Annotated in this window: 26 protein-coding genes; 10 read left to right on the plus strand and 16 right to left on the minus strand. The window is 62.8% G+C overall.

The annotated features are described in order from the left end of the window. The first annotated feature begins 151 nt into the window (after positions 1 to 151). Entirely contained in the window at positions 152 to 559 is a 408-nt protein-coding gene (locus HAP48_RS21945; RefSeq protein WP_420869906.1) for an META domain-containing protein, read from the plus strand. A gap of 37 nt (positions 560 to 596) precedes the next feature. Here HAP48_RS21945 and HAP48_RS21950 read toward each other — a convergent pair whose 3' ends face one another. Continuing rightward, positions 597 to 1,283: a hypothetical protein gene (locus HAP48_RS21950; RefSeq protein WP_166210039.1), complete on the minus strand. Its 687-nt coding sequence runs from the start codon at positions 1,281 to 1,283 to the stop codon at positions 597 to 599. A 252-nt stretch (positions 1,284 to 1,535) separates the two neighbouring features. Here HAP48_RS21950 and HAP48_RS21955 point away from each other — a divergent pair, with 252 nt between their 5' ends. After that, the gene (locus tag HAP48_RS21955; RefSeq protein ID WP_166216133.1) at positions 1,536 to 2,177 is read left to right on the plus strand and encodes a bifunctional transcriptional activator/DNA repair enzyme AdaA; all 642 of its coding nucleotides are present in this window, start codon (positions 1,536 to 1,538) and stop codon (positions 2,175 to 2,177) included. Then, positions 2,129 to 2,596, plus strand: coding sequence for a PaaI family thioesterase (locus HAP48_RS21960; RefSeq protein WP_166210036.1), 468 nt, complete (start codon positions 2,129 to 2,131; stop codon positions 2,594 to 2,596). Before HAP48_RS21955 ends, HAP48_RS21960 begins: the two co-directional genes overlap by 49 nt. 208 nt (positions 2,597 to 2,804) lie before the next feature. On the opposite strand, the gene HAP48_RS21965 is transcribed toward HAP48_RS21960, so the two are convergent. Then, entirely contained in the window at positions 2,805 to 3,332 is a 528-nt protein-coding gene (locus HAP48_RS21965; RefSeq protein WP_166210033.1) for an ester cyclase, read from the minus strand. Between the two features lie 248 nt (positions 3,333 to 3,580). On the opposite strand from HAP48_RS21965, the gene HAP48_RS21970 reads away from it, so the two are divergent. Next, positions 3,581 to 3,778 carry a hypothetical protein gene (locus HAP48_RS21970; protein WP_166210030.1) on the plus strand — a complete coding sequence of 66 codons (198 nt, stop codon included), beginning with the start codon at positions 3,581 to 3,583 and terminating at the stop codon, positions 3,776 to 3,778. A gap of 120 nt (positions 3,779 to 3,898) precedes the next feature. Here HAP48_RS21970 and HAP48_RS21975 read toward each other — a convergent pair whose 3' ends face one another. Both HAP48_RS21975 and HAP48_RS21980 read right to left on the minus strand, forming a co-directional pair. Next, entirely contained in the window at positions 3,899 to 5,101 is a 1,203-nt protein-coding gene (locus tag HAP48_RS21975; RefSeq protein WP_166210027.1) for a hypothetical protein, read from the minus strand. A gap of 126 nt (positions 5,102 to 5,227) precedes the next feature. Next, positions 5,228 to 5,704 carry a MarR family winged helix-turn-helix transcriptional regulator gene (locus HAP48_RS21980; RefSeq protein ID WP_166210024.1) on the minus strand — a complete coding sequence of 159 codons (477 nt, stop codon included), beginning with the start codon at positions 5,702 to 5,704 and terminating at the stop codon, positions 5,228 to 5,230. Between the two features lie 97 nt (positions 5,705 to 5,801). Here HAP48_RS21980 and HAP48_RS21985 point away from each other — a divergent pair, with 97 nt between their 5' ends. Next, positions 5,802 to 6,170: an antibiotic biosynthesis monooxygenase family protein gene (locus HAP48_RS21985; protein ID WP_166210021.1), complete on the plus strand. Its 369-nt coding sequence runs from the start codon at positions 5,802 to 5,804 to the stop codon at positions 6,168 to 6,170. 189 nt (positions 6,171 to 6,359) lie between these two features. Here HAP48_RS21985 and groL read toward each other — a convergent pair whose 3' ends face one another. Further along, a complete protein-coding gene (groL, locus tag HAP48_RS21990; protein WP_166210018.1) occupies positions 6,360 to 8,006 on the minus strand; it encodes a chaperonin GroEL in 1,647 nt (548 codons plus the stop codon). Positions 8,007 to 8,178: 172 nt separating this feature from the next. Beyond that, on the minus strand, positions 8,179 to 8,475 hold the full coding sequence (locus HAP48_RS21995; protein WP_166210015.1) for a co-chaperone GroES: 297 nt from the start codon (positions 8,473 to 8,475) through the stop codon (positions 8,179 to 8,181). 318 nt (positions 8,476 to 8,793) lie between these two features. On the opposite strand from HAP48_RS21995, the gene HAP48_RS22000 reads away from it, so the two are divergent. Next, positions 8,794 to 9,312, plus strand: a complete 519-nt coding sequence (locus HAP48_RS22000; RefSeq protein WP_166210011.1) for a hypothetical protein — start codon at positions 8,794 to 8,796, stop codon at positions 9,310 to 9,312. A 381-nt stretch (positions 9,313 to 9,693) separates the two neighbouring features. Here HAP48_RS22000 and HAP48_RS22005 read toward each other — a convergent pair whose 3' ends face one another. From HAP48_RS22005 to HAP48_RS22020, 4 genes are all read right to left on the minus strand, one after another. Beyond that, a complete protein-coding gene (locus HAP48_RS22005; protein ID WP_234622367.1) occupies positions 9,694 to 10,068 on the minus strand; it encodes a hypothetical protein in 375 nt (124 codons plus the stop codon). Positions 10,069 to 10,317: 249 nt separating this feature from the next. Beyond that, positions 10,318 to 10,596: a hypothetical protein gene (locus HAP48_RS22010; RefSeq protein ID WP_166216132.1), complete on the minus strand. Its 279-nt coding sequence runs from the start codon at positions 10,594 to 10,596 to the stop codon at positions 10,318 to 10,320. A gap of 1,104 nt (positions 10,597 to 11,700) precedes the next feature. Continuing rightward, a complete protein-coding gene (locus HAP48_RS22015; protein ID WP_166210008.1) occupies positions 11,701 to 12,261 on the minus strand; it encodes an SH3 domain-containing protein in 561 nt (186 codons plus the stop codon). A 659-nt stretch (positions 12,262 to 12,920) separates the two neighbouring features. Further along, on the minus strand, positions 12,921 to 13,400 hold the full coding sequence (locus HAP48_RS22020) for a hypothetical protein (RefSeq protein ID WP_224496540.1): 480 nt from the start codon (positions 13,398 to 13,400) through the stop codon (positions 12,921 to 12,923). Positions 13,401 to 14,016: 616 nt separating this feature from the next. On the opposite strand from HAP48_RS22020, the gene HAP48_RS22025 reads away from it, so the two are divergent. After that, a complete protein-coding gene (locus HAP48_RS22025; protein WP_166210005.1) occupies positions 14,017 to 14,328 on the plus strand; it encodes a hypothetical protein in 312 nt (103 codons plus the stop codon). Between the two features lie 448 nt (positions 14,329 to 14,776). On the opposite strand, the gene HAP48_RS22030 is transcribed toward HAP48_RS22025, so the two are convergent. Next, on the minus strand, positions 14,777 to 15,553 hold the full coding sequence (locus tag HAP48_RS22030; RefSeq protein ID WP_166210002.1) for a protein phosphatase CheZ: 777 nt from the start codon (positions 15,551 to 15,553) through the stop codon (positions 14,777 to 14,779). Between the two features lie 287 nt (positions 15,554 to 15,840). Between HAP48_RS22030 and HAP48_RS22035 the strand changes: the two genes are divergently transcribed. Beyond that, positions 15,841 to 16,647 carry a L,D-transpeptidase gene (locus HAP48_RS22035; protein WP_166209999.1) on the plus strand — a complete coding sequence of 269 codons (807 nt, stop codon included), beginning with the start codon at positions 15,841 to 15,843 and terminating at the stop codon, positions 16,645 to 16,647. A gap of 209 nt (positions 16,648 to 16,856) precedes the next feature. Here HAP48_RS22035 and HAP48_RS22040 read toward each other — a convergent pair whose 3' ends face one another. From HAP48_RS22040 to HAP48_RS22050, 3 genes are all read right to left on the minus strand, one after another. Next, the gene (locus tag HAP48_RS22040) at positions 16,857 to 17,657 is read right to left on the minus strand and encodes an SDR family NAD(P)-dependent oxidoreductase (RefSeq protein WP_166209996.1); all 801 of its coding nucleotides are present in this window, start codon (positions 17,655 to 17,657) and stop codon (positions 16,857 to 16,859) included. Positions 17,658 to 17,686: 29 nt separating this feature from the next. Next, entirely contained in the window at positions 17,687 to 19,471 is a 1,785-nt protein-coding gene (locus tag HAP48_RS22045) for a carboxylesterase/lipase family protein (RefSeq protein ID WP_166209993.1), read from the minus strand. A 116-nt stretch (positions 19,472 to 19,587) separates the two neighbouring features. Then, positions 19,588 to 21,135 carry a flavin-containing monooxygenase gene (locus HAP48_RS22050; RefSeq protein WP_224496541.1) on the minus strand — a complete coding sequence of 516 codons (1,548 nt, stop codon included), beginning with the start codon at positions 21,133 to 21,135 and terminating at the stop codon, positions 19,588 to 19,590. A gap of 113 nt (positions 21,136 to 21,248) precedes the next feature. On the opposite strand from HAP48_RS22050, the gene HAP48_RS22055 reads away from it, so the two are divergent. Further along, a complete protein-coding gene (locus HAP48_RS22055) occupies positions 21,249 to 22,259 on the plus strand; it encodes an AraC family transcriptional regulator (protein ID WP_210292670.1) in 1,011 nt (336 codons plus the stop codon). 257 nt (positions 22,260 to 22,516) lie between these two features. Here the strand turns inward: HAP48_RS22055 and HAP48_RS22060 are convergent, their stop codons facing one another. Further along, positions 22,517 to 22,798 carry a DUF3551 domain-containing protein gene (locus tag HAP48_RS22060; RefSeq protein ID WP_166209987.1) on the minus strand — a complete coding sequence of 94 codons (282 nt, stop codon included), beginning with the start codon at positions 22,796 to 22,798 and terminating at the stop codon, positions 22,517 to 22,519. 126 nt (positions 22,799 to 22,924) lie between these two features. Here HAP48_RS22060 and HAP48_RS22065 point away from each other — a divergent pair, with 126 nt between their 5' ends. Continuing rightward, positions 22,925 to 23,863: a LysR family transcriptional regulator gene (locus tag HAP48_RS22065; protein ID WP_166209984.1), complete on the plus strand. Its 939-nt coding sequence runs from the start codon at positions 22,925 to 22,927 to the stop codon at positions 23,861 to 23,863. A 190-nt stretch (positions 23,864 to 24,053) separates the two neighbouring features. Here the strand turns inward: HAP48_RS22065 and HAP48_RS22070 are convergent, their stop codons facing one another. Further along, positions 24,054 to 24,929 (minus strand): DUF2076 domain-containing protein, encoded by an 876-nt coding sequence (locus HAP48_RS22070; protein WP_166209981.1) that lies wholly within the window; start codon positions 24,927 to 24,929, stop codon positions 24,054 to 24,056. Positions 24,930 to 25,003 lie beyond the last annotated feature (74 nt).

Here is a 25,003-nt window from a genome sequence, read left to right on the forward strand (position 1 = left end):
GTCGCCCAAACGAAGATCCCCGCGGGTGAGGAGCCCGCGGGGATTTTGCGTTTCAAGCGTTTTTTCTCGCGCCGCCATTCTGGCCAATCGCAGCCTCGTCCCATACAAGGGCGGCGTTGCGCGGGGTATGTCGAGGACTGGCATGATGTCGATGAAGCGGATTCTGAACGGCGGCATCGCCGCCTTGGCGCTGGTTGCCGTGGCCGTCGTCGCGGTTCCGGCCGAGGCCCAGGAAGAATTCCCGTTCGGCTTCGTGATGACGCTCGATGCCGCGCGCATGCCGGGCTCGAAGCGAATCCCCTCGATCGAGGTCGGCGACAATGGCGAGGTGATCCTCGAGCTGTGGTGCGACGGCGGCAAGGGCCAGTTTTCGGTAGCCGGCAACACCATCGTCTTCGTTCCCGGCGCGATGGAGAACCGCAGCTGCGCGCCGGAGCGGGCGCAGGCCGACAAGGATCTGCTCGCCGCACTCGGCGAGATGACGACCTGGCACCGGCAGGGTGATCAGGTCACGTTCATCGGAAGCAAGTCGCTGCGTTTCGTGATCAACAGCAACTGATGGCGGCGTAACGCGCTGGTGCGTCGAGCGCACCCGCTCAGGGCGTCGCGATCAATCCGCTGGCGGTGGCGACGATCCAGCGGTTGCCCCAGCGCACGATCGAATCGACCCGTCCCAGTCCGGGGACGACGTCGCCGCGCGCGGCCATCTTGACGCCCTCCGGCCCTTCGAGCACGGCGGTGCCGTCGCGGACCTCCACCACCGACCAGCCGGGAATGGTGCTTGGCCGCGTCTCGGGCGCGGCCGGAAGCGGCTGCTTCGGCCCGAGCGCCATGGCCTGCGCGTTCAACGTCGTGGGCGCCGCACCGAGCACCTGCGGGCGTGGATTGGCTACGGATTTGGGAATGCTGCCGGTGACGGCGGGGTCCGCGTTGGACGCGGTCCGCCGCGGGCCCTCGCTTCTTCCCTCGTTCTTGGGGCTCGGCCGCGTCTCTGCGATTTGCGGGACAGGCGCTTCCTTCTGGGCCACCGCGACCGGGGCGGGGCTTGCGAAGTCGTGCCAGTTGGCGCCGCCGGTCCAGCCCAGCACGAAGCTTGCGGCAAGGGCCGTGGCTGCCAGCAGCGCGGTGCCGATGCGATCGGCGAACGGCTCCCGCAGCAGCAGGGCGGCGTCGTGATTCTCGTTGGAGACGTCCCAGAGGTCCGCCGTCTGCGCCGGCGAATGACCCTCCGTCACATCTGTTGGCCAGATGCTCGCAGCACTGATCGGCTCGCGGTCTTGCATGGCGTGACCTGTGTTCGGTGACGCAAAGGATGATCCCCGAAACTAAATCGAGCCTTAATTTTCGGTGACCGAACTGGGGCAGCACAAAGTCTTTTGGTCGCAGCCCCCGTAAATTTCCGGGGCCATAGGCGAGCAGAAGCGAGGCCGTGCTTGCGACGGCTATGTCCGGGCATAAGGATGCAGCGGTCGTTTCCGGACGTCGTCTCCGCAAACCGGGTCGTCGCAGCACGCCGGCGCGGCTATAGCGATCGCATGCTCGATTTCGCCGCACAATATGTCGCCTTTCAACGCCGCGATCCGGCCTGGGACGGCATCGTGTTCGTCGCGGTCAAGACCACCGGCGTGTATTGCCGCCCGGTCTGCCGGGCGCGCACGCCGCTGGCGCGCAATGTGAAATTCTATGGCAGCGCCGCATCGGCGGAGCGCGCCGGCTTCCGGCCCTGCCTGCGCTGCCGACCCGAGGCGGCGCCGTTCTGTCCGGCATGGAAGGGCACCAGGACGACGGTCGAGCGCGCGCTGGCGCTGATCGAGGCGGGCGCACTCGATCGCGGCGATGTCGCCGCGCTGGCCGACCGGCTCGGCATCGGCACGCGGCACCTGTCGCGGCTGTTTGCCGAGCATCTCGATGCCTCGCCGCTGCAAATCGCGCTGTCGCTGCGCGTGCAGCGCGCCAAGCGCCTGATCGACGGCAGCGATCTGCCGCTCTCTCTGGTGGCGCAGCGCGCCGGCTTCTCCAGCGCAAGGCGCATGAACGCTGCGTTCGCAAGGCTCTACGGCCGCTCGCCCGCCTCGCTGCGAGGCAAGCGGCAGCCAGACATCACGATGAACCTCGATGGAGATCGGCAATGGCCAAGAGCTACGGCACCGTCAGTGCGGAACGCAAAGCGCAGATGAGCGGCCTCGAATTCGTCCAGGGGCTCGCCTCCGGCGCGCTGCCGCTCAACACCATCGCGCAGACCCTGGGTTATGACGTCACTGAGGCCGAGCGCGGCCGCGTCGTGGTCACGCTAGAGCCGACGGACGCGCATCTCAATCCGGCCGGCACCGTGCATGGCGGGCTCACCGCCACGCTGCTCGACAGTTGCATGGGGCTTGCGGTGCAGTCGACGCTCGACGCCGGCACCAGCCAGACCACGCTCGAATTCAAGATCTCGCTGGTGCGGCCGATCACGCCGGACACCGGCCCGATCCGGGCGGAAGGCCAGGTGCTCAATTGCGGCCGCCGCATCGGCACCGCCGAGGGCAGGGTCACCGACGCCAAGGGACGGCTGCTCGCCCACGGCACGACGACGTGCCTGATCTTCCCATCGTAGCGCAACGCCGTTGGCGCGGAGAGACTGCGCCCGCCTGCATCTGTAGATGCGGTGCCGGCGCAGCAACATTGGAACGTGTCCAGCAAGGCACCGACTTAGAGACCTTCAATTTCACTGAGCCGATCGATTGGCTTACCCGAACGCTATGGCAATAGCGTTCGGGGTGCCAGGATGCGATCGTCGATGAAGCCACGCCGCACAGCCGTGCTCAGCGCGGTCCCTCCGGATATCCCGGCATGTTGTTCCATCCGGCAGGCAACTCGCCGCCGGGCCGCGTCGCGGCGCCATTGTGTTCAGGCAAACGAATGAGGCCGAGCTGAAACATGGCGGTCAGCGCGTCTTCCTGCCCGAGCTCTTCGGCGATCCGTCCCTCGCGCACGCGCAGCACGGTCGTGCCGGCGAACGTCATCTTGCGGCCGGAGGCTGCGGGCAGCGAGCCGAGGCGGAAGTCGCTGAACGCCGGTCCGGTGTGGGTGCCACCGCCTTCCCAGCGGCCGACGACGAGGTCGCCTTCCGCGATGAGGTCGCCGACGCCCCAGAAATTGAGATCCGGAAAGGCTTCGCGAAATTCGGTCATGAATTTCGTGACCGCGGCGCGGCCACGCTTCGGCTCGTGCATCGGGTAATGCACGACAATGTCTGACGTCGCGAGCTCGTCGATGATGCGCGGATTCCAGGGATTGCCCCAGAATTCCTTGAACCATCGCCCTACGACGTTCTTGTTTTGCTCTGACATCGGATCGTCTCCATTTGCGGTTTGCCGGTATCGCGACCGGCGTTGTCTCGATGCGCGCAGTAAGCATTTGGAGGCGCGTGTCGTGCCACCCGATTCCAGATCGGGCGTGCGCTCGAGCTTCAGGCGAGATTCCGCTTTGTCGGCATGGTGCTTGGCGCAGGTTTTTTCGCGTCGTCGCTCAATCGGGAAACGGGTGGTGCGCGCAACGCGGGCGCGAAATCATCGTCTCAAATACAATGGAGAACTTCATGCGCAATTTCGATGCGATCGCCGCGCTGCGCGGCGACGGACTTCGTCCCGAACTGCGGGCGCTGCTCGATCGCGTTGCGATGGAACCTCGCTCTGAACTGTTCGTCAGAAGCGACGGGATGCTTCAGTCCGGTCCGGACGCCACTCCCAATGCGGCGCGCGACAATGTCGTGCCGCTGAAGAGCAGGGCAGCTTGAATCACTAGAGCATGATCCGGAAAAGTGAGTAGCGGTTTTCCGAAGAGGTCATGCTCGAATCAAAGAGCTGGAACGGGATGACGACTCGACGAAAAGTCATCCCGGTCCAGCGCGCCGGCGTTAGCGCCACACCGACTTGTCGGCGTCCCAGCGCTGGCCCTTGAATTCCTTGATCAGGGCGTCGATCCCGCCGTTGTCGTCCTTTGGCTCGCTGCCTTCCTCGTCGCTGCCGCTGGAATCGTCTGAAAGATTGAGCTTGGCGCCGGCGCTGTCGTCGGATGTCGAGACGGTCGGCGTCGAGACCCACAGCATCAGCTTGTCCGAGCTCCCGGGCTTGTCGGGCGAGACGAGGGCGGTGACCTCGTAATTCTGGATCAGGCCGAGCGCCGGATAGACCGCGCTCGGCCGCTTCAGCACCAGCTTCAGCTTGCCGGTATTCGCGTTCCAGGTGGCGGAGGCAGGCTTCGCGGCAAGCGTCTTCGCCAGCACACCGGCGACGGCGGAAGCGAGCTTGTCCTTGTTGATCTTGTCACCGTCGCGCCAGTCGGCGGCGGCAAAGCGGATGGTGCGGTCCATCTCGAACACGCCGCTGGTCCAGCCGGCTGCGGTCACGCCGGGCGTGCTTTTGGCCTTGGCGAGCAGCGCGCTTGCGCGCTCGGGATCGACGGTGAGGTTGATGGTCTGCTCGCCGGCGCGGACCTCGTCGCAGGTCACCGCGAGGCTGGAGGTGCCAATCTCGACGGCCTCGCCCTTCAGGCTCTTCAGGAAGTCGGCCGCCGCATCCAGCTTCACCCGCACGCCGATCGATTCCGGCGAGACATCGGTGAAATCCTTCGGCTGCGGCGTGATGTCGTCCTGGCTGGCCTGGCTGTCCTGGAATTCCTTCTCGCTGAGATCGGAATTGTCCGTCGAGGCGACCTCGGTCACGGCCTGGCCGATCGTGATCTGGCCGCGGAACTCGAAATCGTCGCCGGTCTGCTTGCGGGTCAGCTTGACGGTGACCGGCTGCTTGTCGGCGATGCTCTGGCTGGTGCCGGTGAGGCTCTGGCCGCTGACGGCGAGGTTGGCGATGAAGCGGTCCTTGCGGTCGGAGCCCTTCTCGACCGGATAGCAGACGTCGAGCACGGCCGCGGTCACGGTCTTGCCCTGGCGGGTTTCCTTCAGGATCACGTCGGCATTGCCGTCCATCAGGCCGATGATCGAGTTGAAGTAGCGCGTCTCGGGGCCGCCGCCGGGCGCCGCCTTGGGCTGCAGCTTCATCTGGGCGAGAGCGGGCGCCGAGACGACGGCAAGACCGAGCAGCAGGAGCGGGAGCGCGCGCATACGATAAGTCCTCGAAGGGCAGAATCGGTTCCGTCGTAACTAGCAAACCTGTGTGTCATTGGCCAAAAAGAAGGCCGCCTAACGGCGGCCTGAGAGCGTTTTCATGCGAAGCGGTACCGGTGCGCGTCATACGCGTGCACCGGGCTCCTCACTGCGTTCCAGCCTGCCGCGCAGCGCGTTCACGACGCGGCTCACGGTTTCGATGTCCTTTGTCGAGAGACCGTCGGCGAGGCCGTTCACCCAGGGCAGCTGCAGGCGCATGGCCGCGTCGAAGGCCTGCTGTCCCTTGCCGGTCAGCACCACGAGCTGGGCACGGCGATGATGCGGGTTGGTCTCGAAGGTGACGAGCCCGTCCCGTTCCAGGTCGTTGACGATCCGCTGCACGTTCTGTCTGGCAGCGCCGAGGTCGCGCGCCAGCCACGCCACCGGTTGCGGGCGTTCGGCGGCGATGATGGCGCCGAGGATCTGCCAGCGCGCGCTGGTCAGCCCGAGCCCGGCCACCAGCCGGTCGCCGGCGGTGAACAGCAGGCTGTTGAGCCTGAACAGGTCGAGAATCAGGTTGCTCAGGGCCTCGCCGGCCGGCGTGCGCTTGGTCTGCGGCATTTGTCACCATAAGAGTGTATTGACATCATAATGTCAATATCGCCATGTATCCATCGTAACGGAATGACATCATAGCACCATATCAACGGAGCCAGCCATGCCGCAGATGCGCCCCCTCGACCCCGCATTCCCGATCGACCGCCAGCTCGCGGTCGATGCCGCCAATGTCGTGCTCGTCAACCTCTTCACGCTCGATGCGGCCGACGAGGACACTTTCCTCAAGGCGTGGCAGGACGACGCCGCCATCATGAAGCGGCAGCCCGGCTTCATCTCGACCCAGCTGCACCGCGCGCTCGGCGACAGCCCGGCCTATCTGAATTACGCGGTCTGGGAATCGACCGCGGCTTTTCGGGCCGCCTTCGCCAATCCCGAGTTCAGGGCCAAGCTGGCGGCCTATCCGGCGTCCGCCGTGGCGTCGCCGCATCTGTTCCGGAAGGTGGCGGTGCCGGGCGTGTGCGTCGCGTAAATGCCTGCCCCGTCATGGCCAGGCTTGTCCCGGCCATCCACGTCTTTCTATCGCGGAAAGCAAGACGTGGATGCCCGGCACAAGGCCGGGCATGACAGCTGGGTGCGTGGATCCGGCTACGGGAACGTCCCAAAAAAGAAGGCCGCCCGGAGGCGGCCTTCGATCTCGATATTGATGCGCTGACGGGGCTCAGAAGCCGCCCATGCCGCCCATTCCACCCATGCCGCCGCCGCCCGGCATCGCCGGCGCCGCATCCTTCGGCAGTTCGGCGACCATGGCTTCCGTGGTCACCAGCAGGCCGGCCACCGAGGAGGCGTCCTGCAGCGCGGTGCGCACCACCTTGGCGGGGTCGATGATGCCCTTGTCGACCATGTCGACATAGTCCTCGGTCTGGGCGTCGAAGCCGAAGGTCTCCGACTTGTTCTCGAGGATCTTGCCGACCACGATCGAGCCCTCGACGCCGGCGTTCTCCGAGATCTGGCGGACCGGAGCTTCCAGCGCCTTGAGCACGATGTTGATGCCGGCCTGGACGTCGGCATTGGCGTTGGTGAGACGGCCGACCGCCTTCTTGGCGCGCAGCAGCGCGACGCCGCCGCCGGGCACGATGCCTTCCTGCACCGCGGCGCGGGTCGCGTTCAGCGCGTCCTCGACACGGTCCTTCTTCTCCTTGACTTCGATCTCGGTGGCACCACCGACCTTGATCACCGCAACGCCGCCGGCGAGCTTGGCAAGGCGCTCCTGCAGCTTCTCGCGATCGTAGTCCGAGGTGGTCTCCTCGATCTGCGCCTTGATCTGGCCAACGCGGGCGTCGATGTCCTTCTTCTTGCCGGCGCCCTTGACGATCGTGGTGTTCTCCTTGTCGATCACCACCTTGCCCGCGCGTCCCAGCATGTTCACCGTGACGTTTTCGAGCTTCATGCCGAGGTCATCGGAGATCAGCTGACCGCCGGTCAGGATCGCGATGTCCTCCAGCATCGCCTTGCGGCGATCGCCGAAGCCCGGCGCCTTGACGGCGGCGACCTTGAGCCCGCCGCGCAGGCGGTTGACCACCAGCGTCGCCAGCGCCTCGCCCTCGACGTCTTCGGCGAGGATCAGCAGCGGACGGCCCGACTGCACCACGGCTTCCAGCACCGGCAGCATCGACTGCAGGCCGGTCAGCTTCTTCTCGTGCAGCAGGATGTAGGCATCCTCGAGCTCGGCGGTCATCTTCTCGGCGTTGGTGATGAAGTAGGGCGAGAGATAGCCGCGATCGAACTTCATGCCCTCGACGATGTCGACCTCGGTATCGAGCGACTTGTTCTCCTCGACGGTGATCACGCCCTCATTGCCGACCTTCTGCATCGCCTGCGCGATCATCTTGCCGATGGCGGCGTCGCCATTGGCCGAGATGGTGCCGACCTGGGCGACTTCGGACGAGGAGGCGACCGGCTTGGCACGCTTCTCGATGTCCTTGATCACGGCCGCGACCGCGGTGTCGATGCCGCGCTTCAGGTCCATCGGGTTCATGCCGGCGGCGACCGACTTGGCGCCCTCGCGGACGATGGCCTGCGCCAGCACGGTTGCGGTGGTGGTGCCGTCACCGGCGGTGTCGTTGGTCTTGGAAGCGACCTCGCGCAGCATCTGCGCGCCCATGTTCTCGAACTTGTCGTCGAGCTCGATCTCCTTGGCGACGGTGACGCCGTCCTTGGTGATGCGGGGCGCGCCGAAGCTCTTCTCGATGACGACGTTGCGGCCCTTCGGGCCGAGCGTCACCTTCACGGCGTTGGCGAGCACGTCGACACCGCGCAGCATGCGCTCGCGGGCGTCTCCGGCGAATTTTACGTCCTTGGCAGCCATTGTTTTCAACTCCTGGAAAGATTGTGTGCAGTTGCCGCTGTCCGCGTCCGTCATTGCCGGGCTTGACCCGGCAATCCGTCGTCGTTGTGAGACTCTTTCGAAGATTGATGGATGCCCGGGTCGAGCCCGGGCATGACGGCGGAGAGAGCGGCGAACTCTCGAATTGTCGGGCTTAAGCCAGCACGCCCATGATGTCGGACTCCTTCATGATCAGGAGCTCCTGGTTGTCGAGCTTGACCTCGGTGCCCGACCACTTGCCGAACAGCACGCGGTCGCCGATCTTGAGGTCGATCGGGATCAGCTTGCCGGCCTCGTCGCGGCCACCCGGGCCGACGGCGACGATCTCGCCCTGGGAGGGCTTTTCCTTGGCCGAGTCCGGAATGATGATGCCACCCTTGGACTTCTCCTCGGCATCGATACGCTTGACCACGACGCGGTCATGCAGTGGGCGGAAGGTGGATTTAGCCATGACGTTCCCTCTTGGAGGCTCGGTTTCAGGTCCGGTTCATCGAGACCGGCGTTGAATGCCGGCCCGGTCGGCGCCAGGCAGGACGCCCGGCGCATTTAGCAATCGTGGTGCGAGAGTGCTAATTGCGGGCCGGGAAATATGGCTTGGCGGGTTTTCTGTCAAGCAAAGTGGTTAAGGCCTTGGTGAGGCCAATATAGGATGGTGGACCGGAAACCAAATCGTAGCGATGACGTAATTTTGTCGGACGTCGTTGCTCCGCCTTAAGTTTTACGCTTGGCTGCAGGACGGGTGCGGCCGGGACATAGTCGGGGGATGCATATGATCAGGTCACTCAACGCGCGATTGGTCGCACGATTCGCGGCTGTCTCGGCGCTGACGGCACTTTTGGGGGCGTGCAGCAGCTTCAGCCTGCCGTCGTTGTCGTCGAACCCCGAGCCCGGGCCCGTCGAACCGGGGGTGGCCCCGGAGATGCCGGCGTCGATCCGCCCCGACGAGATTGTCGGCCGCTGGGGTCTCGCCTCGTTCCAGAATCCCGCCGACCGCGCCCGCACCGAGGCAGCGGCGCGCGGCCAGTGCAAGCAGCCTTACGTGATCGGCGCCGGCCAGAACGGCGGCGTCATCATGCATCTGGCCGACCAGGCCACCCCGCAGGAACTGCGGCTGAAGGGTTCCCCCGGCGGCAAGAACTATATCGGCCCGCCCGGACCTGTGCCAGGCGAGCAGGACCGCGAGATCATCTCGTTCGACGGCCGGGTCTTGATCACCCGCTTCGTCGACAAGGACGCCGCCACCCGCTACGGCAACATGGTCTACGTCCGCTGCGCGCCACGGGCGTAACAGCGGGGCATTCGTTTTATCTCCGGCTAGCGCCACATCGGCAGTCCGCCTCTCCCCTCGTGGGAGAGGCCGGATTGCATCGCCAGATGCAATCCGGGTGAGGGGTCTCTCTCCGCGAGTTCAACTCTCTCATTTGAACTCGTGGAGACAGCCCCCTCATCCGGCGCCTTAGACAAATGGCCCCGACGATATCCACGTCGGGGCCATTCGAGATCATCGGCCACGGGTACATCCGCCGGACCATCCGATCATAAGTGTCGCTGATCACGGTACTTGGTCAGGGCCGGATGTGGCAATCGCTCCATCGAGGTAATCACATTCCGTGCGAAAGCGGCCCGCGGCCGGCTCGCGCTTGCGCCAACCAGAACGCGGCCGGATGTATCAATTTGTCTTTGCAATCCGATACGTGCCCTTCTTGTGGCCAATGACCTGACCATTGCCTTCGAAATTGCTCTTAAGAGGTTCGATGGAAATGATGAGTTCGGCTTGGAGCCCTTCGAATTTGCCGGTCCCGCCGGTTATATTGCACTTGTTGGGTTGCCCCGGCAGGAAATCGCATTGTTCGAATGTTTGATCGCCGTCCTTGTCGACGTAAGTACAGAACCCGCGGACTTCGACAGTCTTCGCCGACGTATCTCTGATCCGACTAAACTGGCAGCGTCCACCCATGTTATTGAGCACCGGATTTCCCGCGTCGTTCATTGCTGCCATCGCCTGGTTCAGCAGGTCAAACTCTCGACCGCCGCCGATCGGCATCGGCTTCGGTGGCGGGATTGGTGTCGCAGTAAATGTCACCGAGACTTTGAGATAAGCAATGGCCGTTGCACGTCGAGGCCATCAGGTCGGGCACTTCTGCCGCGCCTTCAGGTTCGTTGATGTCGCTGATTACCGCATCCGACGCCGACCCGAAGGCCGGCGTTTTCGTCTGTCTATGACGAACTTCAGGGGGCACGAACGAACCTGGCTTGCCGTCTGCCGCCCAAAGTCGTGACCCGCAAACAACTGCTACCGCCGCGCTCCGACGCGATTGACGCCGCCATTAAAATTGCCGCCCGCGTTATGACGAACCGCAGCACGCGCCACCGGACGAGGCCTGAGCACCACGCCTGCTCTCGCCACGCAACCCACCGGATAGCCGACGTACTGGCAATAAATGACGGCCTCAGCCGGCGCCGAACTGAGAGTAACACCTGCAAACCCCAGCACGAGGCTGGCCGCAATTCCCGCAACTGTCACTGATCTGGTCGAAAAAATGTTCGTCCGACACATGGTGATCCTCCTCATCGCACGCGAACCGAAGGTGATGAAGCCGCTGCAGACGCGGCCCAACATATCGTCGGTGGCAAAGGATGAGTGATGTTGACATGGATCAACGCCGGGCGCGCGCCCTGGGCCATTCCCGGACTCTTGCATCGCAAGAAGTCCCCCAAAATGACGCGCCAATCTAATCGTCCGCCCGGAGGCACTTGCTACTTGCAGCCGCGGCAAATCGTAAGCTTGCCCTTTAGCTTGTCATCTTCCCCGGGATCGACCGATTGCTGCCCGGAGACACGATCTGCTTCTTGATTAGTGGGCTGCTTTGCCCGGCGCGGCCTGACGGGTCGCGTCGTCCGGCTTGACGTGTCATCATCGTCGACGATACCGACGCTAAAGCCATCGTAATCGGTGGCCGGCTTGGCCGACGGCGGCGACCTGTCGATCACTTGCGCTGGCGAAACGCTGTCGGACTCTGGCGGCGTGTGCTCGACAGTGGCAGACCGTGGGGCGGTGGTGTGTGGCGGCACATCTTTAGCGGCTCGGGGCTGTACCGGACCCTTGGCTCCCTTGGCGGTCGCCGTCGGCGGCGGAACGTCATCCGTCGTCCGTGACGAACCAACATTGCCCTTGGCCGGTGGCGTGGGACTTACGGCAGCCGCCCGCGGCGGGGACACGCTGGGTGCCGCCATCGGCGGCCAAACGCTGTTGGTCGCGGCCGGAGATGCCGACCCCTCATTCGACGGAGACGGCGGCGCAAGCGAAAGCGGCTGGGACAGCGACGTCTGACATCTCGCGCTGTCGTGTGACCAAACTCCCGCCGCCAATAAACCAAGGGCAAACAGCGTTGCGTTTTTCATTGCCGTCCTGCAAGTCACTTAGACAAAAGAATTGATCGCGTGACTCCTGTAGCCACGCTTCGGCGAAAATTTCCACATCTGACATGGCGATCAAAATTGACGGAAGTGGGGAGTCAGGGGCGGTTGCATGCGCGCTTCGGTCCGCTTGGGGCTTTCGGCCACCCTCGTTATTGGCCCCAATGTCCGCTTGGGCCAAAACCGGAAGTGACACGCGCCGCATTCAAAATCGAGGCGTTGTTGCGGGACAAGACGTCGATGATCACTGCATCGACGGTCACCATTCGTCGTAGAACCACTCCCTGGGGATTCGAGGCCGCGCTCTTACGTATGGTGGCTGAGATGTCCGCTCGGGCTTGCGTACGGCCGGAGTCGGCTGTGTCGGAGGCGGTAACGCCTTCTGCTCGGAAACCTTCGCGAGCGCCCGTTTCATTTCTTCCTGGCTCGCCTTGAGTTCCTCAATGGCTTTGGAGTTCTCGCGGGCCATTTGTTGCTGGTCCGCCTTCAGCTGTTCGATACTTCGCTCCATATTTGCGAGGTCGCGCGCGATCGTTTGCAGCAACTGCGTCTGATCGGGAAGGGCTGTGTTGGCTGTTGGCGCGGTGTCCTGCGGCGGTGCCGTTTGCACCGCAGGCGTCGCTTGGGGCGGAGCGGCGTCCGCCGCGGCGACCTGAACGGTGGGTGGAGCGGGCTGCGGCGCAAGCGGCGGATCATCAGGCGGCAATGATGGAGTTGAGACAAGCTGCGGCGCCCAACGGGCGGCAATCAGCTTGGCTTCCCCACCATAAGACGACTGCAAAGCCAGGGCAGCGATAACGATACATGCTGCCAGCGACAAGCCGGCGAGGGCTCGGAACAGCGGCCTTCCAGGCGGCGATTGCGAGCCAGTTCCGGAAGAGCCAGGTCCGGAAGAGCTAGGTCCGGAAGAGCTAGGGCTAGGCTCGGAAAAAGCGGGGTTAGGTCCGACCGAAGGCGGGTTAGGGTGCGCCGAAGGTGGGGACGCGGCATCGCGCTCCATTCTTGCAAGCTGTTCACTCAAACGCGTGAGCTCTTCATCGGCGCGCGCGATCTGCTTGCGGGCTTCCGCGAGTCTTTCGTCGGCGGGCGCGGTCAGGCTATCGTTCGATTCAACTGGGTTCGGAGTGGGGGTGGAGTTCACTGACGTTTCCCTTTCCGTCCAATGTCACCCAAGCGTGCCGATCCGGCTATCCGTTAGGGTCGATCAGCCCCCCTCAGCACTCCTGTCAGTTTTGTCCAAAGAATGGCCGGATGAAAGCGCGCTTGAGGTCTCGTGACAATAGAGCGGGATACCGGCCCGGGCCTAATCTAGCCCGGGGGCAGGTGCGCTCGGGGTCACAAGCCGCCGATGACGATCGATCCCGGCGAGTTCTGCCTCGTAGTTGGAAGCCGACGCTTATGAATACCCGTCCTGGTCCGTCATGATGATCAAGAGGGCGGCTCAAGGAGCCGCCCTCTTGCGGTGCCGTTGCGCCGACTTCACTGGCAGACGTACATGTTGCCGTCGGGCATTTTCGTCATCGTACCGGGCTCGCAGGCGATACCATTGGCGGCCTTGTAGTCTGCCCATCCGGCATAACCGTAATACGGACTGACCCGTTGATAGGCTCGTGCCGGATAGTAGGGCTGGCCAAAGCGGGGATCCGTCTGGGCGGCATATGCATCGGTCCAGTTGTTTGTGCCCCAGCCGGAATAGGCCGCCGTGGTAGCGGCCGCCGTGGCGACCGCCGCCGTAGCGGCGACCCCCGCGCCAACCCCGTATCCATACGCAGCGCGCCGGGTTTGGCGACGCGCAACGCCTGCGCCGCTCATGGGCGTCAGCGGTCGGCCCACACGCGCCTGGGCGCTTTCGACTGACGCCGAAATGCCGCCCTGCTCAGACCAGGTGATGGAGAACAGTGTCGCACAAGCGAAAGTCGAGAGCGCAATTGCAGTATTCCTGACGATTCTTTGCGTCATTTTCGATCTCCAGCGTTGAGTACTCCAGTGGCTCCCCCCAATCAGTGATCCGATAACGAGGCGTACGTATCAGCGCGAAAGAAACCCGCCGCTCATCGTTACAGCATCGAAGGCGGCCTCGCGTTCCGGCATCGCTCGAGAGAAGCCAGCTGCCCTCGTCGGATGCGCGCGGCGAGTGGCCGCGAACCTGTGACCGTGTGCTTGTGGAATTACAAAACCCCGCTCGGGGGCGACCGGATTCACTCCGGAAGTCCCATGCAACCGGCACCAAATGTTGGCTTCCGGCATACGCATGACAATTTCCCTCAGACACAGTATGCGTCCGCGACAGCAAACCTGCCAGTCAATTTCCAAGTGTCGCAATTTCCAAGTGTCGCAATTGGCACAAACTGCATGCTGTCGTGACAGAGGTTCTGACTGATGTGTCACCTCGCATTCAAATCCATGCTGCAATGACGGTGCACCTTTCCCCTTGTGGGAGAGGTCGGATCGCATCGGAGATTTGATCTAGGTCAAGGGCGCGAAGCGCACGCGTGGGAGATTCGGGCCGATCCGCGGTTCGCCGCGATACGCACGTGTTCCGCGGCTTTCCCTCTCTCGAAGAAGGAGAACGCTAATGTTGCGTCGAATTCTCATCGCTTCGGCAGCCGCAGCCATGCTGCTGGTCACCTTCACTCCCGATGATGCATTCGCCCGACGCGGCGGCGGTATGCGGGCTGGAGGCTTCCACGGCGGTGGCGCTGTCGCTGCTCGTGGATATCGGGGTGGCGCTGTCGCTGTGCGCGGCGGGCGCTACGGCTATCGCGGCTACGGGGTCGGTGCGGCGGCAGTGGGCGCGGCTGCAGTCGGCGCAGCTGCGACGGGGGCCTACTACCGCAGCGGCTGCGGCTACGACGCCTACGGCAATTGGGTCTGCCCGAACTACTGAGCGGCGCGACGCTCTGGCCCATGGGTGCTCGAAGCCGATGATGAAGTCATCGGCATGGCTTCCTGTAACTGCAACCACGGATTTTCTCGCGCCAGATACCCTCGACAAGTGCAGTCGCGCGGGCCCCGCGAAAGGTCGCGGCCTCCAAAGAACCTTGACGACCGATTGCGGAGGGACCGGCCGCCGCCGCTAACGTCTGCTATCGCAGCAAAAGCGGACATCGGTCTGGACCGCGCGGAGGTCCGAAAATGACCTAATTCGGACGTCTCAGTGGATCAGACATAATTGTTCTTGACTGCGTATGCCGTGCATAGCGAGGCCGTTAGAACAGAGTTGAAATCGAATGTTGGGGAGAAAAGCTATGCATCCAAAGGGAAGAAGGGTCGCCGCCAGCCCAAATAAAGACGCCGGCCCGAAGGCCGGCGTCTTTATTTTGATCCGATCAATCTCAGTTGAACATCGCGTCGATGTCGTCCTGCGAGGCGTGGCCGGCGTCGCCGTCGAGCTTCGGGCCGTTGAGCAGGCGGGCGTCGCCCTCGCGGGTGTCGACAACAGGCGGGACGTGCGTCTTGATGGCGTCGACTCCGCCCCAGATGTTCATCATCTCGTTGATGTGCTGCTCGATGAACTTCATCGTCTGCATCACCTTGTTGATGCGCTGGCCGGTGAGGTCCTGGAAGTTGCAGGCCTCGAAGATCGAGACCACGCGCTCCTGGATATCCTCGCTGAGCCGCCTCTGCTGGTCGGGGGTGACGTTGTTGGCCAGCGCCGACGCGGCCTGGTCGATCGCCTCGACAGCCTCGAGGATCTGCTGGGTCGCCTGTTCGGTGCCGCCGACCACGGCGCCGAGCTCGCCATTGACCTTGGCCATCTCCTCGCCGTTGAAGCTCTTGCCGTGCAGCACAGCGATCTCGCGCTTGGTGCGGCTGATCGCGTCATGGATCAGGTCGAGCTCGACCTTGAGCTTCTCGCATTGTTCGACCTGGGCGCGGTAGGTCTCGAGCATCTTATGCGTCTCGGCGACCTCGCGGGCGACCACGGCATCGACGCTGTCGGCGGTGCGCTGCGCCGGTGCTGCGGCCATCTGGGCGCGGATCGAGCGAAGCTCAGCCATGATCTCGCGATGCATCGGACCGAGGTCGTCGCCGCCGGCGGCCTCCGGCTCCGCCATCACCACTTCGCCCATCGCCTGCTCGACACGAAAACGCTTGCGCTTCACTGACATGATTTCATTCCCGCCCCTTCACTGAGGTCCGTTCTAGCGAGAGGTGATTTAACGTCAGGTTCACGCGGAACAATTTGCGCGCACGGCGCGCGGCGGCCGCGCTAGCGGCGTTCACGCAAAATAAACGCTACCCGGCAAAACCGCGCGCCATTACCGGGATGGTGAATCGAAACCGCCGATCCGTTTACCAAACCGATGCGGTTTTCATTGCTTATTGACCACGTGCAACGGCGCAAGTTGGCGCTCTCGCACATCACGTCACGACGAAACCAGTACAGAGTACGTCGATGTTCACCAAAACCACGCTTGCGCTGCTCGCCGGCGCCTCTTCTCTTATTGCCGTTCCCCATCACGCCATGGCGATCGACGCGGTGTCGTCCGCCGAGCCCACCGTGATCTACGCCAACCAGGGCGCACCGCAGCCGCCGATGCGCACCGCCTATGTGCAGCCGCAGCGCTCCAGCATGGGCGGCGGCTTCATCGAATTCCTGTTCGGCGATGCGCCGTCGTCGCAGGGTTATTCACCGCAGATGTATCAGCAGCAGCCCGGCTATTACGGCAACCGCCAGGGCCTGCCGCCGATGGATCCGCAGCAGCAGATGATGCGCCAGCAGGAAGAGGCTGCGGGCGATCCGGCGCAGCGTCCGTTCGATCCGCGATATGAAAAACAGCTGGTCGACTATCACGGCAAGGAAGGCGTCGGCACCATCGTGGTCGATACGCCGAACAAGTTCCTCTATCTGGTGCAGGGCGATGGCCGCGCGATGCGCTACGGCATCGGCGTCGGACGGCCCGGCTTCACCTGGGCCGGCGTCAAGACGATCTCGGCCAAGAAGGAGTGGCCGGCCTGGACGCCGCCGCCGGAAATGCTGGCGCGCCGCCCCGATCTGCCGCGGCACATGGAGGGCGGCCCGGAGAATCCGCTCGGCGCACGCGCGATGTATCTCGGCTCCTCGCTGTACCGCATCCACGGCTCCAACGAGCCCTGGACCATCGGCACCAACGTGTCGTCGGGCTGCATCCGGATGCGCAACGAGGACGTCATCGACCTCTATGGCCGCGTCAATGTCGGCGCCAAGGTCGTCGTGATGTGAGGCGAAGCCATGTACGGCGGTCGCGATCGACGCGCCCGCCGATCTTGATTGTAAGTCATCACGCTAGAGCGTTTTCGAGCGGTAGCCAGCCCCGCGCTGATGCGGGGTGGATACCGGTTCGCGCAAAGCGAACGCGTCAAAGCAAGAATCTTTGGCCTCGTTCCGATTCCATCGGAACGGAATTGGCCCTGGCAAACGACGGCGCGTCCCTAGATCGCAAGCTTCTTCTTCATCACAGCGCCGTAGCCATCCGGCATCAACCGCGACAGCAGATGCAACTGCTTTGCGCCATTGCCGACCAGCAGGCGCTTCTTGCCTGCGGCCAAGCCAGCAACAATGTCCCTGGCACAGTCCGCCGGCGGGGTTATCATCTGCTTCTTGTTGGCCTCCATGACGCGACGCTCGAACTCGCCTTCGGCGTGAGCTTTGGGCGTGTTCTTCGGAATATTGGTGTTAATGCCACCCGGATGGACCAGCACGGCCCGCACCCCGCTCCCGCCAAGTTCCTGCCACAGCGTCTCGGTTAATGCGCGTACCCCGAACTTGGAAATGGTGTAGGCGGCTGAGCCCGGCGTGGCGACGAGACCGAACACACTCGATATATTGACGATGCAGCCCTCGCGTTGCTTCAGCATCGGGGGCAGGAACGCCTTGGTGCCGTAGATCACGCCCCAGAGGTTGATATTGATTACCTTCTCGATTTCCTCGATCGTGACGTTCTCGAAACTGGCGATTACCGACGTGCCGGCGTTGTTGATGACATAGTGAGCGGCTCCGAAATCGCTGCAGACAGTGTCGGCGTAGCCAAATACAGATTCCCGTGATCCCACGTTGACAAGATACGAGCGCACCTCCGTTCCCTGGGGGAGCATTCTTCGTGTTTCGTCGAGTCCCTTTTGGTCGATGTCGCTCAGTGCGAGCTGGGCGCCCTTGGTTGCGAATTGTACAGCCAAGGCTTGTCCGATGCCCGAACCGGCACCGGTGATGGCGACTACTTTCCTGTCGAACATATGCGCCTCTCTGGTCTATCGCACGGCTGTCAGACTTCCATAACCGGCCGGAACACGTGTGCTGGCGTATTGCAGCTGAACTCCTCGCACCATTGGTCATATTCATCGAGGCTGCCGTGCTGCACGAACATCGGGCACCACAGGAATGCGCGCGCATATATTCGGCATCGCGCCGTGCCGGATGACACGTCAGCCGACCGACGGAGTCCTGCTTTGATCGAGGAGACATCGGCACGGAGCATTTCCATACGCAGGCCACCGCCGGCAGGGCTGTCGATCACGAGAGAGTCCGGCCCTCGATCTGTAGTTCTGCGTTGCCAATTGAATCCGTTCGGCAACGACGGAACGCCACTGTGCGCAAACGAAGCCCATGCGCTACCCATCGCTTCGGCCACTGCTGCACGTCCAGCTTTGTTGAAGGGCGTGTTGACCTTGAACAGGTCCAACTCCCCGCGGACATCCCGGAAGGCGAATGGCATTTCCATGCCATGCGCCGCCCCGAACAGCAGATCGGGCCGCAGCACCGGAACAGCGGGCGCTTCATCCCAATCGAACCGGTAGGTCCACACCTCGCTGTGCCCGCTGGCGAGTAAGGCGTCGGCGGGCTCATCGAGGTTGATTGAGCGCCAGACCTTCGACAGAAAGCCGGCCTCACCGAGGTACTCGGCGCGGTTGCGAAGCACGGGGAACTTGCCGGGAAGGAGCCACGCATGCTCCGCTTTGTCGGCGATGAAGGCCCGATACTCGTCACGGTTACTGCCGAGAATGATCGGCACGCGATTCCATGCACCCGACCTGAACAGGTCGGACAGCGGCTGTTTCGGCAGGACGACACCGTCGCGAATGGGACGCGGGGTGAGGTACATTCCGCCCGTGCCGGGCTTGACGGCTCCGAGCAACTGCGCCGGTGAGAGCGAGCGTAGAAAAGCGGCGACTTCCACCGGTGGCATGGCTTGCAGTGTATTGTCAGCCGAATCCACGTCCGCGTTCCGTCCCGCGGTCACCCAGAGGCGGGCCGCGATCTCGTGCGAACTGGTCCGGAAGCTTTCCAACGGCGAATGATTTCGCTCGGTGGCTTCATCGACATCGAATGTATCGACCACGGGAGACTGCGCGATCGCACGATGAAACAGTCCGGCGGCAAGCGGACTTGCCAGTAGCGTCAAAACGTTCTGGGCTCCGGCGGATTCGCCGAAGATTGTCACGCACTCGGGATCCCCGCCGAAGGCGGCAATGTTCTCTCTCACCCAGCGCAGCGCCGCAATGAGGTCGAGTGTCCCGAAATTGCCAGATTGCTCTTCAGGGGTGGCCTGATCAGCCTTGATCAGCGCGGGGTGACAGAACCAGCCGAGCACGCCCAGGCGATAATTCACGGTCACGACGACGATGCCGTCGTGCGCGGCATAATTGCGTGCCACGTCGTACGTAGCGGAAGTGCCGGCGGCGTTCGCCCCGCCGTGGATCCATACCATCACGGGACGGCGGCGGGCGGCCGGCGCTTCGCTGGGAGCGAACACGTTCAGAGTAAGACAATCCTCGTCTCCGACGACCTTGCCGTGCAGACGAGCGGGTGCTTGCACGAGCATCCCAGCGTATTGTGGGGCCATTGGTCCGTGCTCAAGGGCCTTGAGCACTCCTGCCCAAGCAGGTGATGATTGGGGCGCGCGCCAACGCAAGGGGCCGACGGGAGCAGCGGCGTAACGTATGCCCCGCCAAGCATACGTACCGTTTGGTTCGCGAGAACCGATCAGTTCGCCCCCTTTTACGCGGCGGTGGGTGTCCGGATGCACCGTTCTCGGATGCGTGCGCAGCATATTCGCCAGCTCTCCTCAAAATTCTTTCGACGTCGAACTCTCTTGCTCGACGCTGCGCGTAGCCGCTTGCTTGATCCTGAAGCGTGCGAATGACGGCTTGCCGTGCACCAACGCTCTCAAGCAACCCTTTGCTTTGAGGCGCCCGGGGTCTTGTCTTTCCGGATGAAGGTGAGCGCGGCGGGGCGCATCCATTCCAGGGCTGGGTCCTCGATAGGCTTGCGAAACATGGCGCGGTCCCATTCGTAGTTGTGAAACACACGCCACGGCACGTCTCGCCCTTGCCTGGGGAGCGCGCCTCCGCCACGTTGAATATATCCAGCCCGAACTGAATCGAGGATGCCGTCATCCTGCAGTTCACCGGAAGCGGCTCGTGGCGTTACACTCCCGACGCGGCGGCGATCCATCTCCTTCAGCAAGCGACAGACGTAGTCGGTCGCCATGTCGAGCTTCAGGGTCCATGAGGCGTTGGTGTATCCGATCAAGTATGCGAAGTTGGGAGTGTCTTCCAACAACACGCCCTTGTAGGTCATGCGCTCGTTGAGGCGGGTTACCTTGCCGTCGATCTTTAGCTCAATCCCGCCCAGGGTCTGCAATTGAAGGCCGGTGGCTGTCACGACGATATCCACCTCGATCTCGCGGCCGGATTTCAGCGCAATGCCGCGTTCCGTGAAGGTCTCGATGTGATCCGTGACGACCGAAGCTTTCCCGTCTCTCAAAGCTTTCAATAGATCGCCATCCGGAACCACGCATAGGCGCTCATCCCAGGGCTGATAGTCCGGGCTGAAATGACTCATATCGAAGTCGGGCCCCAGTCGTCTTCGCGTGGCGCCCAGCAGCAACTTTCGCGCCAGGCGAGGAAACCGCCTGCAGCCTTTGTAGATGAAGCGCTGAAGCCAGATATTACGACGCCGCAGCAGGGCGTAGGTCCAGCGGTTTGGCAACACGCGGTTGAGCGCTGCGGATGAACCATCGTAGCCTGGGAAGGAGAACAAGTAGCTGGGCGAACGCTGAAGCATGGTGACGTGCGCTGCGTCCGGCGCCATGGCCGGAACGATTGTCACCGCGGTGGCGCCGCTGCCGACTACCACAACACGCTTGCCTTTGTAGTCAAGCCCCTCGGGCCACTGCTGAGGATGGATGCACTGCCCCTTGAAGCGCTCGACATTGGGGAAGCTCGGAAGATATCCTTGATCATGGTTGTAATAGCCGGTTGCGGCTATGAGGAAATTGGAAGTGAACTGGTGCGCCTCTCCACTGTCCTCGTCGACGGCCGTCACCGTCCAGCGCTGCTCAGAGTTAGTCCATTCGCACCGCGATATGCGCAACGAGAACCGTATCTTCTTGTCGATGCCGCGCTCGCGGGCGGTCTCGGTCAGGTAGCTCTTGATGGACGGACCATCAGCGAAAACTGTCGTGCTCGTCCACGGCCGGAAGCTGAAGCCATAGGTCAGCATGTCTGAGTCTGATCTGACTCCGGGATAGCGAAACAGATCCCAGGTGCCGCCGATCGACTTGCGCCTTTCGAGAATGCCTATTCGCTTTCCTGGGCATTGTGCGGCAAGCTGGCAGGCCATTCCAATTCCCGAAACGCCGGCGCCGATGATCAGGACGTCGTATTGGTTGACCATTTCCTTGTTCTCCCCGCAGTATTGATTGGTTTCCATGAGTGTTCGCAGAGAGCCCTTCGGGTGTCTTGACATCCCGAGACAAACGTTTGACGTTTTGAGACATGACGGTTTTTTTGCGAGCCGGAGGGATTCGGGGATATGCCGCGTTGATGCGCGACATCGGTCACGATCCCTTACCTTTGCTGCGCCGCCACAGGATCCGATTGAAGTCCCTGGATGATGAGGACACGTTGCTTCCGCTTCGATCTGTCGTTCACTTGATGGAAGCGACAGCGACGGAAGCAAATTGCGGTGATTTCGGTTTGCGCATGGCGCGAGCGCACGACGTCAGCATCCTTGGGCCTCTAGGCGTTGCAATGCAGAATGCGTGGACGTTCAAGGACGCAATTGACTACACCTCGCGCTTCCTTTTCTTGCAGAGCCCTGGGTTGGTTGTTTCTTATTTTGCCAAGAGTGAGTTCGACGATCGAGCGGCCGAAGTGAGTATCGATATCGTGCTCGACCCGCGGCCCCCGCTGCGTCAATCGATTGACCTGTCGCTGGGCTCAGCTCATCGAATCTCTCAGCTGCTGGCGGGAGAGCACTACAAACTCAGGGCGGTTACACTTCCGCATACGCCCGTCGTCTCTCTTGCAGTGTATCAGCGTTTCTTTGGTGCGCGGGTCATTCCCGGCCAAGAGCGAGCCAGCTTGCATATCGACCGCGCGACTTTCCGTGAAAAGTTGCGATCGACAAATCCGGCACTGAGAGAAATTGCCGAAGATTACCTTTCAAGGCACTTTCGGAATCCAAACGATAGCGTCACGTCCCGCGTACGCCTGGCGATCCGGCGTACCTTGGGCGTTCAGCCCGCCCGGAAGAATGATTTGGCAGGGATGCTCGGCTTCCATCCCCGCACCATGCAACGCCGACTCGAGGCAGAAGGCTCCAGTTTCGAGGCGATCAAAGATGCGGTGAGAAAGGAGCTCGCGCTCCAGTATCTTCGGGAGACGACGATTCCGCTCGCAAAACTGGCGAGCATGCTGGCCTTCCCCGAGCACTCTGCATTAACGCGATCGTGTCGACGTTGGTTCGGCGCGCCACCGTCGGCAATTCGGCGCGACTTGGTAGTCGTCGGCAAAAACAAGGTCACCGTTTCGAAAAGTGAGCGCGCGAGCTGACGTTGTGAGCCGTGGACGCCCCGCTGGCGAAGGCTGGCAAGCCAAATTGAGCGCCAGAACCTTTGCCGCGGCCTTTACGGCCTTAGTGGCTCGAGCAAGAGAGAAGCGACATGACCCGGCTCCAATCCTTCCCGCTATGCCGCTTCCTGCGTCTCGTGATGTGAGGGGTTGCGCCTCGGTTGGTTGAGCCGTTTGAGGGCAGCCGGCCTCTGAAGTCCAACTTCAGAGGCCGTGCTTTCAGGGGATCAAGCGCTTGGTCACTCGGTCGATCTTTTCGCCGAGGCGCGCGCGCCGCGCGTGGCGGGCTGCCTGGGCTGGTAAGCCATGGCAGTGTTGCCCCAGTCGGGCCCGAGCGCACAAGTACCTGCAGTACCCGAAACCGAAGCCCTGCATTGCTCAAGGCTCGAAAAACCGCATCCTTTGATAACTGAAGGTTCTTGCGCGCAATATTCGGCGGCCTGCGCGCCGCGGGGTGCGAACACGATGACACCAAGCGCACACAGCGCAGGTGCGGAGATCATCTTCAATATCCGTTTCATCTCTTGGTCCTTTTTAGCAGCGGTCGGTCAAGTGAGGCCTTGCCGTCCCGTGAGATGAAATTGCGGACCTCTCGGTAGTTTGATAAGATGAAATAAATTGAATGGCTTATTTGCAAAAACCAAAGAATGACCCACGTCCAATTCGCTGAACTAACAGCCTTTGTGGCCGTTGCAGAGCAACTTAGCTTCACGAAGGCGGCCGTCCAGGTTGGTGTTGCCCTGCCGACGATGAGCCAGACCATCCGGTCGCTCGAAGAGCGTCTCGGGGTCAGGCTATTCAATCGCACCACGCGCAGCGTCGCGTTGACGGAAGCCGGCGAGCGGCTTCTCGCTGAAATACAGCCGATCGTCGAGGGCATCGATCATGCGCTCGAGAGCGTCAATCTGTTCCGTGACAAACCGATAGGGACTCTACGTCTGGCGGTCTCGAGGCCTTCCGCAACGACGGTGCTCGCGCCCTTGATTCAGCCATTTCTTGCGGAATACCCCGGCATCCACCTTGAGGTATCGGTCGACGACACACACGGCGACATTGTCAGCGGGCGATTCGATGCAGGCATTCGCGTCGGTCGCAGAATCGAACGCGACATGACGGTCCTGCGTCTCCATGATGATTTCAGGATGCTCGCGGTGGCGGCTCCGAACTATTTGGCCCGCCATCCGGCACCGTCTGTTCCGAAGGATCTCCATACGCACAGTTGCATCCGGTGCCGCTTCCCTTGGGATGGCTCGATACAGCCATGGATATTTGTTAACGGTCGCCAGCAGGTCGAGATCGCCGTCAAAGGTTCGTTTACCGTCAATGATCTTGATTTACTCCTGAGCGCGACGCTCGATGGAGTCGGCATTTCGTACCTCGCCGAGCCATTGGCTGCACCATACTTGGCGCAGGGCCGGCTGATCGCGCTGCTGGCAGGCTGGAGCTTCACGCTTCCCGGTGTTTTTCTATACCATCCCAACCGCCGTCAGACGCCTATGCCGCTTATGGTATTCCTCAAATTCATCAAGAAATGGCGAGGTCGCATTCCCATGGCCAATGCTTTGATAGCCGATCGTGCTATTTGAGCTCCGAAGTCGGCGATACGTTCACTTTACAGGGCATCCAAGCCACGTGATCACGGCGAGCGTACGAAATCCGGGAGCTATTCGCCGCGGAAAGACCTGCCCCGGATTACGCTTCGCTGCATCCGGGCTGATCAAAACAAAACGGCCGCTCGATGGAGCGGCCGTTCGTGTTCAGGCGACACGCACACGCTTACGCGTAGTTGCTGTCATCGCTTCCGCCGTCGAATCCGCCGTCATCGTCGTCATCATGATCGAAGCCGTCAGAATCGTGGTCGGTGTTGTCGTCGTTGTTGTTGCTGTTGTTCGAGGCCTGGTCGAACAGGCCTGAGCGCGAGCTGGAATTGTCGTTGCCGCGGCCGGATGAACCGACGTCGTTGATCCCGGCGTCACGCGCCAGATCGCTCGACGACTGGTCGCCGCTCCAGGGGCGCGAACCGCCGCCCAGACCGCCGGCATCGGCCAGCGACTGATGGCTGCCGCCACCCATCATGCCGCGGATGCTGGAGAGCAATAGCCCGCCGCCGACCACGCCGGCCGCGGCCGCCGCCGCCGTGCCGAGGAACGAGCCGCCGCCACCACCGGGAGTGCCGCCGCCGAAGGCCGGGGGCTGCGGGCCGCCGTAAGGCTGGCCGTATTGGCCCTGGCCGTATTGCTGCGGCGGCTGGCCGTAGTTCTGGCCATAGCCGCCCGCCTGCTGCATCGCCTGGCCCGAGTTCCAAACCGGGCGGCTGCCGCCGACATCGGGGGCGCGGACCGGCGGCACCGAGCCATGCGGCTGGCCCTGTCCGAAGACCGCGTCGCGCATCGAATCGAGGAAGCCGCCGCCCTGCTGCTGTGCGGGCGGTTGCTGGCTGACCGCGGCCTCGAGCTCCTGGATCCGATCATGGGCGCGCTTCAGCGCCTCGTCCTGCACCAATGCGGTCTGCACCAGCGCGTAGACCGCATTCGGCGCGCTGCGCAGGCCCTGCATGATCGCGGACATGGCCTCGCCGTCGCGCGGGGCATTCTCCAGCTTGGCAAGCCGGTCGAAGAGATCGTCGATCAGTTGGCGTTCTTGCGGTGTCATGGCGTTCTCCATCGCGTCGATCGAATCGCCGCGCCCGAGATGTAGGACGGGCTTTGTGGCGCAAGGAGTGGGGG

The organism is Bradyrhizobium septentrionale (assembly GCF_011516645.4).
Lineage (GTDB): Bacteria > Pseudomonadota > Alphaproteobacteria > Rhizobiales > Xanthobacteraceae > Bradyrhizobium > Bradyrhizobium septentrionale.

Excerpts from the sequence above, each read along its gene's own strand:
- HAP48_RS22000 (WP_166210011.1), top strand. The coding sequence starts at position 8,794 with ATGATCAGGTCACTCAACGCGCGATTGGTCGCACGATTCGCGGCTGTC.
- HAP48_RS22025 (WP_166210005.1), top strand. The coding sequence starts at position 14,017 with ATGTTGCGTCGAATTCTCATCGCTTCGGCAGCCGCAGCCATGCTGCTG.
- HAP48_RS21970 (WP_166210030.1), top strand. The coding sequence starts at position 3,581 with ATGCGCAATTTCGATGCGATCGCCGCGCTGCGCGGCGACGGACTTCGT.
- groL (WP_166210018.1), bottom strand. The coding sequence starts at position 8,006 with ATGGCTGCCAAGGACGTAAAATTCGCCGGAGACGCCCGCGAGCGCATG.
- HAP48_RS22050 (WP_224496541.1), bottom strand. The coding sequence starts at position 21,135 with ATGGAAACCAATCAATACTGCGGGGAGAACAAGGAAATGGTCAACCAA.
- HAP48_RS21965 (WP_166210033.1), bottom strand. The coding sequence starts at position 3,332 with ATGTCAGAGCAAAACAAGAACGTCGTAGGGCGATGGTTCAAGGAATTC.
- HAP48_RS21985 (WP_166210021.1), top strand. The coding sequence starts at position 5,802 with ATGCCGCAGATGCGCCCCCTCGACCCCGCATTCCCGATCGACCGCCAG.
- HAP48_RS22070 (WP_166209981.1), bottom strand. The coding sequence starts at position 24,929 with ATGACACCGCAAGAACGCCAACTGATCGACGATCTCTTCGACCGGCTT.
- HAP48_RS22045 (WP_166209993.1), bottom strand. The coding sequence starts at position 19,471 with ATGCTGCGCACGCATCCGAGAACGGTGCATCCGGACACCCACCGCCGC.
- HAP48_RS22060 (WP_166209987.1), bottom strand. The coding sequence starts at position 22,798 with ATGAAACGGATATTGAAGATGATCTCCGCACCTGCGCTGTGTGCGCTT.
- HAP48_RS21995 (WP_166210015.1), bottom strand. The coding sequence starts at position 8,475 with ATGGCTAAATCCACCTTCCGCCCACTGCATGACCGCGTCGTGGTCAAG.
- HAP48_RS21980 (WP_166210024.1), bottom strand. The coding sequence starts at position 5,704 with ATGCCGCAGACCAAGCGCACGCCGGCCGGCGAGGCCCTGAGCAACCTG.
- HAP48_RS21945 (WP_420869906.1), top strand. The coding sequence starts at position 152 with ATGAAGCGGATTCTGAACGGCGGCATCGCCGCCTTGGCGCTGGTTGCC.
- HAP48_RS21955 (WP_166216133.1), top strand. The coding sequence starts at position 1,536 with ATGCTCGATTTCGCCGCACAATATGTCGCCTTTCAACGCCGCGATCCG.
- HAP48_RS21960 (WP_166210036.1), top strand. The coding sequence starts at position 2,129 with ATGGCCAAGAGCTACGGCACCGTCAGTGCGGAACGCAAAGCGCAGATG.
- HAP48_RS22040 (WP_166209996.1), bottom strand. The coding sequence starts at position 17,657 with ATGTTCGACAGGAAAGTAGTCGCCATCACCGGTGCCGGTTCGGGCATC.
- HAP48_RS22010 (WP_166216132.1), bottom strand. The coding sequence starts at position 10,596 with ATGAGGAGGATCACCATGTGTCGGACGAACATTTTTTCGACCAGATCA.
- HAP48_RS21975 (WP_166210027.1), bottom strand. The coding sequence starts at position 5,101 with ATGCGCGCGCTCCCGCTCCTGCTGCTCGGTCTTGCCGTCGTCTCGGCG.
- HAP48_RS22055 (WP_210292670.1), top strand. The coding sequence starts at position 21,249 with ATGCGCGACATCGGTCACGATCCCTTACCTTTGCTGCGCCGCCACAGG.
- HAP48_RS22020 (WP_224496540.1), bottom strand. The coding sequence starts at position 13,400 with ATGACGCAAAGAATCGTCAGGAATACTGCAATTGCGCTCTCGACTTTC.
- HAP48_RS22035 (WP_166209999.1), top strand. The coding sequence starts at position 15,841 with ATGTTCACCAAAACCACGCTTGCGCTGCTCGCCGGCGCCTCTTCTCTT.
- HAP48_RS22005 (WP_234622367.1), bottom strand. The coding sequence starts at position 10,068 with ATGCCGATCGGCGGCGGTCGAGAGTTTGACCTGCTGAACCAGGCGATG.
- HAP48_RS21950 (WP_166210039.1), bottom strand. The coding sequence starts at position 1,283 with ATGCAAGACCGCGAGCCGATCAGTGCTGCGAGCATCTGGCCAACAGAT.
- HAP48_RS22065 (WP_166209984.1), top strand. The coding sequence starts at position 22,925 with ATGACCCACGTCCAATTCGCTGAACTAACAGCCTTTGTGGCCGTTGCA.
- HAP48_RS22030 (WP_166210002.1), bottom strand. The coding sequence starts at position 15,553 with ATGTCAGTGAAGCGCAAGCGTTTTCGTGTCGAGCAGGCGATGGGCGAA.